A 12337-nucleotide genomic window follows, 5' to 3' on the forward strand; every position below is an offset into this window, starting at 1 on the left:
TGAGCGAGCGAGGACCACGAGCACTCCGTTCTCAGTTGTACGACGGGACTCGCGTGGCCCGACGACGTATCGCCGCCCACCAGTCGTCGGCCGTCGAGGTGATCGCCACACCGAGGAAGTGCGCGAGGAGGAGCGGCCGCGTCTGGCCGGGGAACATGCGCGCCAGATGCACGTTGCGGCGGAGCTTGCGACGCTGGCGGGGAGTCAGACGACCCGAGTACGTGGAGATGTAGTGCTCGATCCCCTGGGCCCGGCGCTCTCCGCGGGAGGAGAGGTGCTCGGCGCCGACGATCGACTGCACGACCAGACTCGAGCGCACGACCGAGTACCGGAGACCTGCGTCGAGGAAGCGGACGAGGAAGTCGAGGTCGTTGTAGACCCACATGTCCCGGTCGAATCCGGCTATGGCTTCGAAGGCGTCCCGGTCGATCAGCATGTTGCTGCCCGTGACACCGGGATTGTCGGCGAGGACGTCGTTCGCCGAGCGCCCGGGCTCGGCGCGCCAGTTGTCCTCCCTGCGCGTCCCTGCTCTCTCCAGGGCTCCCCATGTCACGACGAGTTCGGCTCCCGAGCGCACTCTCTCCGCCGTCGCTGCGCGGAGGAAGTCCGGCCTCCAGTAGTCGTCGTCGTCGAGGAATGCGAGCAGGTCGGTGTCGGCCTCTCGCGCTCCGCGATTGCGGGAAGCGGCCGCCCCCTTGACGGGCTCCTCCGACGCATCGCAGTAGACGAGCTCGATCCCACGGTGACGCAGGGAATCCACCAGCTCGGCCGTGGTCTGCGAGCCGGTGTCGTCGACGACGACGACCTTCTGAGGTGCCAGGGTCTGCTCGAGAACAGAGACGATCGCCGGGAGCAGCGACTCGTCCCGACGATGGGTGGGGATGATGCAGGTGATCGTCGGCCGGATCGCACCAGGCCGCTGTCCTTGATCGAGCGAGGATCGGTGGGCGCTCATCGGACGAGGCCCCTCTCCGTCAGGTCGCGGAGGAAACGGTCGATGTCGTGGATCGCACGGTCCTCCTCGACCCGGAAGATCTCGGACATCGCTCGACCGAGCGACGCAAGAGTCCGCGGCTCGTCGAGGAGGAGCCAGAGTGAGAAGGCGGAGTCGCGCAGGAGCACCGGCACCGGATCACGCGAGGACGCCAGATCGACGACGAGGGCGCTCTGCTCGCCGATGGACCACGCGGAGGACTCCGAGCGCCTGAACACGTCGGGGGGTGCGCTGAGAGGGCTCGACCCGCTCGTGCGGGTCGGCACACCGGAGGCCGAGGGGAGACGAGCCACGAGGGCTCGCGACGGTCCCGACCGGCGATCCGAGTCCCGCGCTGCATCGGGCACCTCGAACGACGACGTCGAGCCGGGGGTCGGATCGTTGACGGTGCGCCGCTCGGCGAGGAAGACACGAAGCGCGGTCGGAAGCGCACGGACGGCTCGGAGGAGCCTGCTCCCTCGTGCCCACGTGATCCCGAGGAGCGTGTCGGGCGTGCCGGGGTGATCGAGGAGCAGATCCTGCCGCGACGGGAAGAGCGCTCGCCAGGCCAGACCGGGGCGCTGCAAGGGTCGTGTCCGGGCGATGAGAAGCAGCCAGCTCGCCGAGCGGCTCGCCTGTGCCGTCTGCACCGACCAGAGGAGATAGTCGTGGCTCGGAGTGGCGGGCCGAGGCACGTCGAGACCGAGCATCTCGAAGAAGGGCTGCAACGGCTCGACGGACCCGAAGAGCCGGGCGAGCTCGACGAGAGAGCAGGTGAGAGGTCCGCTATCGGGAGCCTCGCGCATCCTCCGCACCAGCTCGAGAAGCTCGGCTCGATGGGCTTCGTCCGTCGGGGAGCGCAAGGCGTGCAACGCGCTGATCAGGATGCTCGACTCGCGATCGGCGCACTGGAGGATGCGAGAGCCGACGATGAGAGAGGTCCGCCTGCTCCACAGGAGATCGAAGGTCGTGGACTGGTCGCGGAAGAGACCGGGGAAAGTGGTGTGCACATCGATGTCGCACGGCCAGGACGGATGGATGTACGAGGTCGAATGCGTGACGAAATTCGATTGAGCGAGTGTGGCCGGTCTTCTCGCCCATCCTTTCGATTGCAGGACGCGAATGAAGTCGGCACTGCGCGCCGGCTCGAGGAAGACGTCGACATCGCCGTAGGAGCGAGGCGTTCGCAGTCCGTGCGAATTGCTCACCGGACCTTTGATGAAGAGGGCTCTCATCCCGTTCCGCTCGGCGAGGTCAGCGACGAGCGAGTGGGCGAGCTCCGCATGCAGGGGAGCCGGAAACGGCCTGTCCGGACCCGAGACGTCCGACCCCGGGCGTCCGGTGCCGGGCGTGACGGCCTGCGCGGACGGCGAGATCCGGCCTCGCTGACGGTCGCCGATCCGCTCCGCGCAGGGCGACTGCGACTCGGAGCGCAAAGGGGGCGTGTTCACCCGAGGGACGCTATTAGCGCCCTCTCCTCAGTCGCGAAGCTTGCGCATTCCGTGGCACGAGTCGGCGATACTCGTCATTCGGCACCGCCGTGCGCGCTTGAGAACGCGCCATTGATGCTTGTTCCCGGAAAGCCTGGAATAGTTGCTCGGTTATCTCGCGACTCGACGACTAACCCGGGAAGTGTGCGGCGTCCCTCTTATCGCGAGACTGAGCGCGGTGGTCGCAATCGGACATCTCGGCTCTGATGCCGGGGGCGCGTTGCGTGCGCCGGTCAGGTCGAGGGCGTCGCGGCGGCTCGCCCCACCAGAAGGCGGGCCGGGGTTCGAGTCGGAGCCGGACTGGCGTGGCCGGAGCCGCCCGGCGGATGGTCCCGTATCATCGACCCGTTATGGCACGCATCTACGACTGCTCCGTCGACACGGACCTCCTCACCGGCACCCGGCTCGCGCGAACGGCGATCGGACGCGGTGAGCTCGTCGTGCTGCCGACCGACACGGTCTACGGAGTCGCGGCGAACGCCTTCGACGCCGCCGCCGTGCAGCGCCTGCTCGACGCGAAGGGGCGGACGAGGCAGTCGCCTCCTCCCGTCCTGATCGGCGATGTCGCCGCGCTCGACGCTCTCGCCGAGAACGTGCCGGAGCCCGTGCGCGAGCTCGCGAAGGCGTTCTGGCCCGGTGGGCTCACGATCGTGCTGCACGCCCAGCCGTCTCTCGTCTGGGACCTGGGGGAGACCAAGGGCACCGTCGCGCTGCGCATGCCGAACAACCCCGTCACGCTCGAGCTCCTCGCCGAGACCGGCCCGCTCGCCGTCTCCTCCGCGAACAAGACCGGTCGTCCCTCCGCCACCACCGCTCAGGAGGCCTTCGAGCAGCTGGGCGATGCGGTCGACGTCTACCTCGACGCGGGTGCCGCGGGCACCGGCTACACCGAGCGCCCCGCCGGAGCCAGCGAGTCGTCCACGATCGTCGACGCCACCGCTCTGAGCTTCGAGGGCGGCACACTGCGCATCCTGCGCCAGGGCGTCGTGTCGGCGCAGAGCATCCGCGACGTCATCGGGGACCTGCTGCCCGACGAGTCAGCGGAGGCCACTTCCGCTCCGGCGGTCGCCGAGGCAGAGAGCACGGGGGAGTCGTTCGACGCCTCGCTGCCGATGGAGCCCGAGGCCGAGCAGCCCGCGCCCTCCGCCCGGCCCGACTGGGCCTCCGGTGCGCGCCTGCAGGACGAGCCGGCGGCGAGCGGCACCGCGCGCCCCGACTCCGCCCCGGGTGAGTAGCCCGTGATCGCCTTCGTCCTGGTCTCGCTCGCGTGCGCGGGCGTGACCTTCGCGCTCTCGTTCATCATCTGGAAGCTCGCACTCAGGTTCAAGCTCTACCCGAAGATCAGGGTTCGCGACGTCCACACGCGGCCCACGCCGCGCCTGGGCGGGATCGCGATGTTCCTCGGGATGGTCGTCTCGTTCGGCATCGCCTCGCAGGTGCCGTACTTCCGTCTCGTCTTCGCGAATCCCGAGCCGATCCTCGCGATCCTCGGCGCCAGCCTCCTGATCGTGCTGATCGGCGTGGCGGACGACATCTGGGACCTCGACTGGACGACGAAGCTCGCCGGTCAGCTCATCGCCGCCGGCCTGATCGCCTGGAAGGGCGTGCAGATCGTCTCGCTGCCGATCGGCGGCCTCACGGTCGGCTCGCCCTGGATGTCGCTGATCATCACCGTGCTGGCCATCGTCCTCGTCACCAACGCCCTCAACTTCATCGACGGGCTCGACGGACTCGTGGCCGGAGTCGCCCTGATCGCGAACGGCGTCTTCTTCCTCTACAGCTACCTCCTGGTCCAGCGCACCTCGCCGACGGACTACTTCAACCTCGCCTCGCTCATCGCGGTGGTGCTGGTCGGGGCGTGCGCCGGCTTCCTGCCGATCAACTGGCGCCCCGCGCGCATGTTCATGGGCGACGGGGGAGCGCTGCTCGTCGGCATGCTCATGGCCACCGCCGCCGTCGCGGTCACCGGTCAGATCGACCCGGCGCAGCTAAAGGCCAAGGAGCTGCTCCCGGCGTTCATCCCCATCATCCTGCCGTTCGCGATCCTGATCGTGCCGCTGATGGACTTCGGCCTCGCCGTGTTCCGCAGGCTCCGCGCCGGCAAGTCGCCCTTCAGCGCGGACCGCAAGCACCTGCACCACCGGCTCCTCGACATGGGCCACTCGCACCTGCACGCGGTCCTCATCTTCTACTCCTGGACGGCCGTCATCGCCTTCGGCTGCCTCCTGATCTTCGTCGTCGACGTGATCTGGATCCCGCTGGCGTTCCTCGGCGTCGGCCTCGTCGCCTGCACGGTCGTCACCCTCGCGCCTCTGAGCCGCCGCAAGCGGCTCGAAGCCGCCGCGCAGTCGGCGGAGGCGTCCCCCGTCCTCGATCCCCTCGACCGCGCGTCCGCAGCGGACCCGGTCGACCCTCCGGTCGGCCTGCCGCTCGGCCGGGACACCGCAGCGCCCTCGACGGCGCGGAAGGAAGCATCATGACCGGAGACATCCCGGCCACCACCCGCCCCCAGCCCGCCTCGGTGCCGATCCTGCGCCGCACGCTCGTGCTCGGCGGCGCGTTCATCGCCGCCCTCGCCGTGGTCGGCGCGATCGTCGGCGCCCTCGTCGCCGGAGGAGAGGGCGCGATCGGCGCGCTCGTCGGAGCGCTCATCGGCGGAGTGATGGTCGCGCTCACGGCGGTGAGCATCCTGGTCGCCAACCGGCTCGACATCGGCGGCTTCTTCGCCGTCGTGCTCGGCATGTGGCTGGCGAAGTTCGTGCTCTTCGTCATCGCCGCCCTGGTCCTCCGCGACCAGCCGTGGCTGAACAGCACGGCCATGTTCGTGACGATCATCGTCGCGGTGCTCGGCTCGCTCGCGATCGACGTCCTCGTGGTGTCGCGCTCGCGGATGCCGAACGTGAGCGACATCGCCAGGTGAACGCCGCCCGTGTGCTTTCTGAGAGCGACACGATTCGGCTCTCAGGCCGTTCTGTTGCTACAGTAGGGACGAATCCGCAGGCGAACGTGTGCCCGTCCTCAGGTCGTCTCATCGTTGATGTCGGTTGTCGAGTACGAACGCCGTCCGAGCGGAAAGACCCCCACCTTTCGTCGTCGCGAGAGCGTTGTGTCCGAATGATGAAGATCATCCGGCTGCCGCGTGCCACGCCCCGAATTCCAGGAGCTAGCGCTGTTTGCTAACGCTGTGACCCTGTTGGTCTCTGCCTCGACCGGTGAGAGTGACTTCCACACCCCGTCGATCTCGGAGTTCTTCCCGCCCGGTTTCCTCTTCGAGGGAACCCCTTTCGAGATCAACCGCGTCATGCTGGTCCGCTTCATCGCGGTCATCGCGCTGATGCTGTTCTTCTGGCTCGGAACGCGCAAGATGCGCATCGTGCCGGGACGTTTCCAGAGCATCGTCGAGATGGCCTTCGACTTCGTGCGCGTCACGATCGCCAAGGACATCCTCGGCGAGAAGGACGCCCGTCGCTTCCTCCCGATCCTCGTCACGATCTTCTTCGCGATCATCGCGATGAACCTCACGGGAATCGTGCCGTTCCTCAACATCGCGGGAACGTCGGTCGTCGGGATGCCGCTCTTCCTCGGTCTCGTGGCCTACGTCACGTTCATCTACGCCGGCATCAAGGACCGCGGGATGGGCTTCTTCAAGAACGCCCTGTTCCCGCCCGGAGCGCCGTTCCTGATCTACTTCATCCTCACGCCGATCGAGCTCCTGCAGACGTTCATCATCCGTCCGCTCTCGCTCGCCCTGCGACTCGTGATGAACATGATCGTCGGCCACCTCCTGCTGGTGCTGTGCTTCTCGGCCACGCAGTTCTTCCTCTTCAGCTCGCAGGTCGACCCGGGCTTCAAGCTCTTCGGTGTCGTGACCTTCGCCTTCGGAGGCGCCTTCACGCTCTTCGAGCTGCTCGTCGCCGTCCTCCAGGCGTACATCTTCACTCTCCTCGCAGCGGTCTACATCCAGTTGGCCGTCGCCGAGGAGCACTGACACCACAACTCACGGGCTCCCACCCGTTCACACGATCACCCCACTGAAAGGACCCACTCGTGGACTCAGTCACCGTTCTCGCCGAACTCACCGGCAACATCGCGACGGTCGGTTACGGCCTCGCAGCGATCGGCCCCGGCATCGGTGTCGGCATCGTCGCGGGCAAGACCGTCGAGGCCATGGCGCGCCAGCCCGAGATGGCCGGCCGCCTCCAGACCACGATGTTCCTCGGCATCGCGTTCACCGAGGTGCTCGCCCTCATCGGCCTCGCCACCTACTTCATCTTCGCGGCGTAGTCGTGTTCAGCACCGCTGTGAACATCGCTGCGGAAGAAGGTGACGTCCCCGAGGTCATTCTGATCCCGGAGTTCTACGACTTCTTCTGGTCGGGGGTGATCTTCCTCATCCTCCTGTTCTTCTTCTGGAAGCTGGTTCTGCCGCGCATCCAGAAGATGCTCGACGCGCGGTCCGCCGCCATCGAGGGGAACATCGCCAAGGCCGACGAGGCTCAGCGACAGGCGGAAGCCGCTCTCGAGAAGTACACGGCCCAGCTCGCGGAAGCGCGTGCCGAGGCCGGAGTCATCCGCGAGAAGGCGAACGCCGACGGCAACGCGATCGTGGCGGCGAAGAAGGAGCAGGCTCAGGCCGAGGCCGAGCGCATCCTGCACAACGCGCACGCCCAGATCGAGGCGGACCGCCAGTCCGCTGTCGTCGCTCTGCGCTCCGAAGTCGGAACCCTCGCCATCGATCTCGCCTCCGGCGTGATCGGCGAGAGCCTCAACGACGACGCGAAGGCGTCCGCCATCGTGGACCGCTTCCTCGCCGACCTCGAGGCCTCGGAGAAGGCGAACAGCTGATGGGGAGCGCGTCACGACAGGCTCTGGCCGCCGCGAAGGCGGAGCTCTCCGCCTTCAACGGCCACGTGTCGCTCGAGGCGGCTCAGCAGCTCTTCGAAGCGGCCCGGGTCATCGACTCGCAGGCGCAGCTTCGCTCGGCCCTCTCGGACCCGAGCGTCGAGGCGGCGAGCAAGCGTGCCCTCGTGGCCCGCGTGTTCGCCCCCTTCGACGTCGCTGCCAAGCGCCTGCTCACCGTCATCGCCGGCCACCGCTGGTCGAGCCCGAGCGACCTCGTCGCCGGGATCGAGGAGGTGGGGGTCCGTGCGATCGCCTCCTCCGCACCCGAGGGCGTCTCGATCGAGCGCGAGCTGCAGATGTTCGGCGCGGTCGTCTCGTCCGACGCCGGACTCGAGCTGGCACTCGGCAGCAAGCTCGCCGCCGCCGACTCGAAGGTGTCGCTCATCCAGCGACTCCTCGAGGGCAAGGCGTCGGCCGAGACGCTGGCGATCCTCCGGCAGCTGATCGCGCACCCGCGCGGTCGCCGCGTGCCCGAGCTCGTCCGCTTCGCCGCCGGCGTGGTCGCCGACCAGGGCGGCTTCACCATCGCCACGGTCTCGGTCGCCTCGCCGCTCGCTCCGCACCAGCTCGACCGTCTGCGGTCCGCGCTCTCGCGGCAGTACGACCGTCCGGTCTCCGTCAACATGCTCGTCGACCCCTCCCTCCTGGGCGGGATGCGGCTGCAGGTCGGCGACGAGGTCATCGACGGGACCGTGTCCGCACGGCTCTCCGACCTGAAGCTCCAGCTCGCGTCCTGACGGGCGCACGTATCCTCAGGGGGCGGCTCGCGCCACTCCCGCTCCCCGCACCATCCAGGTCAGGCCCCGACGACCTCTTCGGCTCGCACGGACCCAACGAATAGGAATTCCCATGGCAGATATCACCATCAGCCCGGATGAGATCCGCGACGCGCTGAAGGACTTCGTCTCGTCGTACGAGCCGGGCAAGGCCTCCACCACCGAGGTCGGCTACGTCATCGACGCCGCCGACGGCATCGCCCACGTCGAGGGACTCCCCGGCGTCATGGCCAACGAACTCATCCGCTTCTCGAACGGCGTCCTGGGCCTGGCCCAGAACCTCGACGAGAACGAGATCGGCGTCGTCGTCCTCGGCGAGTTCTCCGGCATCGAGGAGGGCATGGAGGTCACCCGCACCGGCGAGGTCCTCTCCGTCCCCGTCGGCGACGGCTACCTCGGCCGCGTGGTCGACCCGCTCGGCAACCCGATCGACGGACTCGGCGAGATCGCCTCCGAGGGCCGCCGCGCCCTCGAGCTCCAGGCTCCCGGCGTCATGTCCCGCAAGTCGGTCCACGAGCCGCTCCAGACCGGCATCAAGGCCATCGACGCGATGATCCCCGTCGGCCGCGGCCAGCGTCAGCTGATCATCGGCGACCGCCAGACCGGCAAGACGGCCATCGCGATCGACACGATCATCAACCAGAAGGCCAACTGGGAGTCGGGCGACACCAACAAGCAGGTGCGCTGCATCTACGTCGCCATCGGCCAGAAGGGCTCGACCATCGCCTCGGTGAAGGGCGCGCTCGAGGACGCCGGAGCCATGGAGTACACGACGATCGTCGCGTCCCCGGCCTCCGACCCCGCCGGCTTCAAGTACCTCGCCCCCTACACCGGCTCGGCCATCGGCCAGCACTGGATGTACGGCGGCAAGCACGTCCTGATCATCTTCGACGACCTGTCGAAGCAGGCCGAGGCTTACCGCGCCGTGTCGCTCCTCCTGCGCCGCCCGCCGGGACGCGAGGCCTACCCGGGTGACGTCTTCTACCTGCACTCCCGTCTGCTGGAGCGCTGCGCGAAGCTGTCCGACGAGCTCGGCGCCGGATCGATGACGGGCCTCCCGATCATCGAGACCAAGGCGAACGACGTCTCGGCGTACATCCCGACCAACGTGATCTCGATCACCGACGGCCAGATCTTCCTGCAGTCCGACCTCTTCAACGCGAACCAGCGTCCCGCGGTCGACGTGGGCATCTCGGTCTCGCGAGTCGGCGGCGACGCCCAGGTCAAGTCGATCAAGAAGGTCTCGGGAACGCTCAAGCTCGAGCTCGCCCAGTACCGCTCGCTCGAGGCCTTCGCGATGTTCGCGTCCGACCTCGACGCGGCGTCTCGTCGTCAGCTCGCCCGTGGTGCGCGCCTGACCGAGCTGCTCAAGCAGCCGCAGTACTCGCCGTACCCCGTGGAGGAGCAGGTCGTCTCGATCTGGGCCGGCACGAACGGCAAGCTCGACGAGGTGCCCGTCCCCGACGTGCTCCGCTTCGAGCGCGAGCTGCTCGACTACCTGGGCCGCAACACGCAGGTCCTCTCCACGCTGCGCGACACCAACGTGCTCTCGGACGACGTCGTCGCCGAGCTGTCCCGTGCCGTCGACGGTTTCAAGCTCGAGTTCCAGACCGGTGAGGGCAAGCCGCTCGCCTCGGTCGGGCGCGAGGAGCACCAGGCGATCTCGGCCGACGAGGTCGGCCAGGAGAAGATCGTCAAGGGCCGTCGCTAACAGCGGCACCCCGGCGATTCGTCACACAAGGACTACAGGAGACACATGGGAGCGCAACTTCGGGTCTACCGGTCGAAGATCCGTTCGGCCCAGACGACCAAGAAGATCACTCGGGCCATGGAGCTGATCTCGGCCTCGCGCATCCAGAAGGCGCAGAACCGCGTCGCCGCCGCGGCTCCGTACTCGAACGCCATCACGCGGGCCGTGTCGGCCGTCGCGACCTACTCGAACGTCGAGCACCCGCTCACGACCGAGCGCGAGAAGCTCGACACGGCCGCGATCGTGATCTTCACCTCCGACCGCGGACTCGCAGGAGCCTTCTCCTCGAGCGTGCTCAAGGAGGCGGAGGAGCTGGCCTCGCTGCTGCGCAGCGAGGGCAAGGAGGTCGTCTTCTACCTGGTCGGCCGCAAGGCGAACGCGTACTTCTCGTTCCGGAAGCGCCCCAGCGTGCGCGTCTGGACCGGAGGAACCGACCAGCCTGTGTTCGAGACGGCCAAGGAGATCGCCGACGCGGTCGTCGAGTCGTACAACCTCGATGACGAAGAGGGCGGCGTGGACGAGATCCACCTCGTGTACAACCGCTTCGTCAGCATGGTGACCCAGCAGCCGACGGTCGTCCGTCTGCTGCCGCTCGAGGTCGTCGAGGGCGCGGAGGACCAGAACAGCGATCTCTACCCGCTGTACGAGTTCGAGCCGGACCCCGAGACGGTCCTCGACCGCCTCCTCCCGGTCTACGTCGAGAGCCGCATCTTCAACGCGATGCTGCAGTCGGCGGCGTCGGAGCACGCAGCGCGTCAGAAGGCGATGAAGTCGGCGAGCGACAACGCCGACACGCTGATCAAGACCTACACGCGTCTCGCCAACAACGCCCGCCAGACCGAGATCACGCAGCAGATCGCGGAGATCGTCGGCGGCGCGGACGCCCTGTCGTCCGCCAAGTAGACGGCTCTCCTCCCCAGACACGAAACTCCGCGCCCCGGGTGCGGTGAGACCAAGAAGGAAGAAGCAATGACACTGACCGCACCTGAGGCGGCGACCGGGACGTCGGGCGGGGCCATCGGCCGCATCGCCCGCGTCACCGGCCCCGTCGTTGACATCGAGTTCCCCCACGACGCGATCCCCGAGGTCTACAACGCGCTCTACACGCACGTCGAGGTCGAGGGCGTCTCGAGCAAGCTGACCTTCGAGGTCGCGCAGCACCTGGGCGACGACCTCGTCCGCGCCATCTCGCTCAACCCGACCGACGGACTCGTCCGCGGTCAGGAGGTCCACGACACCGGCCTGCCGATCTCGGTCCCCGTCGGCGACGTGACCAAGGGCAAGGTCTTCAACGTCATCGGAGAGGTTCTCAACGCCGACGCCGATGGCAAGATCAACGGCGAGTCGTTCGAGATCACCGAGCGCTGGCCCATCCACCGCAAGCCGCCGGCGTTCGACCAGCTCGAGTCGAAGACCGAGCTGTTCGAGACCGGCATCAAGGTCATCGACCTCCTCACCCCGTACGTGCAGGGCGGCAAGATCGGCCTGTTCGGCGGAGCGGGCGTCGGCAAGACCGTCCTCATCCAGGAGATGATCCAGCGCGTCGCACAGGACCACGGTGGAGTGTCCGTGTTCGCCGGTGTCGGCGAGCGCACCCGCGAGGGTAACGACCTCATCGCCGAGATGGAGGAGGCGGGCGTCTTCGACAAGACCGCCCTCGTCTTCGGCCAGATGGACGAGCCGCCGGGCACCCGCCTCCGCGTCGCCCTGTCGGCGCTCACGATGGCGGAGTACTTCCGCGACGTGCAGAAGCAGGACGTGCTGCTCTTCATCGACAACATCTTCCGCTTCACGCAGGCCGGCTCGGAGGTGTCGACCCTGCTGGGCCGCATGCCCTCCGCGGTGGGCTACCAGCCGAACCTCGCCGACGAGATGGGTGTGCTCCAGGAGCGCATCACGTCGACCCGTGGACACTCGATCACCTCGCTGCAGGCGATCTACGTGCCCGCGGACGACTACACCGACCCGGCGCCGGCGACCACGTTCGCGCACCTCGACGCCACCACCGAGCTCTCGCGCGAGATCGCGTCGAAGGGCCTGTACCCGGCCGTCGACCCGCTGACGTCGACCTCGCGGATCCTCGACCCCCGCTACCTGGGCGCCGACCACTACCGCGTGGCGACGAACGTGAAGCAGATCCTGCAGAAGAACAAGGAGCTGCAGGAGATCATCGCGATCCTCGGTGTCGACGAGCTCTCCGAAGAGGACAAGATCACGGTGTCGCGTGCGCGCCGCATCCAGCAGTTCCTCTCGCAGAACACCTACATGGCGAAGAAGTTCACCGGTGTCGAGGGATCGACCGTGCCGCTGAAGGACACGATCGAGTCGTTCGACGCGATCACCAAGGGCGAGTTCGACCACGTGGCCGAGCAGGCGTTCTTCAACGTCGGCTCGATCTCGGACGTCGAGGAGAAGTGGGTCCAGATCCAGAAGGAGAACGGCTGATC

General features: G+C 67.7%; 12 protein-coding genes. 10 read left to right on the forward strand and 2 right to left on the reverse strand.

The window, feature by feature from the left end:
- Positions 1 to 31: 31 nt before the first annotated feature.
- Positions 32 to 955 carry a glycosyltransferase family 2 protein gene (locus NB037_RS01545; RefSeq protein ID WP_251942988.1) on the reverse strand — a complete coding sequence of 308 codons (924 nt, stop codon included), beginning with the start codon at positions 953 to 955 and terminating at the stop codon, positions 32 to 34.
- Positions 952 to 1212: a PqqD family protein gene (locus NB037_RS19765; protein ID WP_251942990.1), complete on the reverse strand. Its 261-nt coding sequence runs from the start codon at positions 1210 to 1212 to the stop codon at positions 952 to 954. Before NB037_RS19765 ends, NB037_RS01545 begins: the two co-directional genes overlap by 4 nt.
- Positions 1213 to 2813: 1601 nt before the next feature.
- On the opposite strand from NB037_RS19765, the gene NB037_RS01555 reads away from it, so the two are divergent.
- From NB037_RS01555 to atpD, 10 genes are all read left to right on the forward strand, one after another.
- On the forward strand, positions 2814 to 3698 hold the full coding sequence (locus tag NB037_RS01555) for an L-threonylcarbamoyladenylate synthase (RefSeq protein ID WP_251942992.1): 885 nt from the start codon (positions 2814 to 2816) through the stop codon (positions 3696 to 3698).
- A gap of 3 nt (positions 3699 to 3701) precedes the next feature.
- Positions 3702 to 4943 (forward strand): MraY family glycosyltransferase, encoded by a 1242-nt coding sequence (locus NB037_RS01560; protein WP_207402961.1) that lies wholly within the window; start codon positions 3702 to 3704, stop codon positions 4941 to 4943.
- Positions 4940 to 5383 carry a Cg1360 family ATP-synthase-associated protein gene (locus NB037_RS01565; protein WP_251942993.1) on the forward strand — a complete coding sequence of 148 codons (444 nt, stop codon included), beginning with the start codon at positions 4940 to 4942 and terminating at the stop codon, positions 5381 to 5383. Before NB037_RS01560 ends, NB037_RS01565 begins: the two co-directional genes overlap by 4 nt.
- 264 nt (positions 5384 to 5647) lie before the next feature.
- Positions 5648 to 6451 (forward strand): F0F1 ATP synthase subunit A, encoded by an 804-nt coding sequence (gene atpB / locus NB037_RS01570; RefSeq protein ID WP_251942995.1) that lies wholly within the window; start codon positions 5648 to 5650, stop codon positions 6449 to 6451.
- Positions 6452 to 6510: 59 nt separating this feature from the next.
- Positions 6511 to 6747: an ATP synthase F0 subunit C gene (locus NB037_RS01575; protein ID WP_055794702.1), complete on the forward strand. Its 237-nt coding sequence runs from the start codon at positions 6511 to 6513 to the stop codon at positions 6745 to 6747.
- Positions 6748 to 6749: 2 nt separating this feature from the next.
- Positions 6750 to 7307 (forward strand): F0F1 ATP synthase subunit B, encoded by a 558-nt coding sequence (locus NB037_RS01580; RefSeq protein WP_251942998.1) that lies wholly within the window; start codon positions 6750 to 6752, stop codon positions 7305 to 7307.
- A complete protein-coding gene (locus NB037_RS01585; protein WP_251942999.1) occupies positions 7307 to 8101 on the forward strand; it encodes a F0F1 ATP synthase subunit delta in 795 nt (264 codons plus the stop codon). The genes NB037_RS01580 and NB037_RS01585 overlap by 1 nt, the downstream gene beginning before the upstream one ends.
- 112 nt (positions 8102 to 8213) lie before the next feature.
- Positions 8214 to 9851, forward strand: coding sequence for a F0F1 ATP synthase subunit alpha (gene atpA / locus NB037_RS01590; RefSeq protein ID WP_207402957.1), 1638 nt, complete (start codon positions 8214 to 8216; stop codon positions 9849 to 9851).
- Positions 9852 to 9896: 45 nt separating this feature from the next.
- On the forward strand, positions 9897 to 10793 hold the full coding sequence (locus NB037_RS01595; RefSeq protein ID WP_077223375.1) for a F0F1 ATP synthase subunit gamma: 897 nt from the start codon (positions 9897 to 9899) through the stop codon (positions 10791 to 10793).
- Positions 10794 to 10859: 66 nt separating this feature from the next.
- A complete protein-coding gene (gene atpD, locus NB037_RS01600) occupies positions 10860 to 12335 on the forward strand; it encodes a F0F1 ATP synthase subunit beta (RefSeq protein WP_055794692.1) in 1476 nt (491 codons plus the stop codon).
- Positions 12336 to 12337 lie beyond the last annotated feature (2 nt).

Source organism: Rathayibacter rubneri (assembly GCF_023743255.1).
Classification (GTDB): domain Bacteria; phylum Actinomycetota; class Actinomycetes; order Actinomycetales; family Microbacteriaceae; genus Rathayibacter; species Rathayibacter rubneri.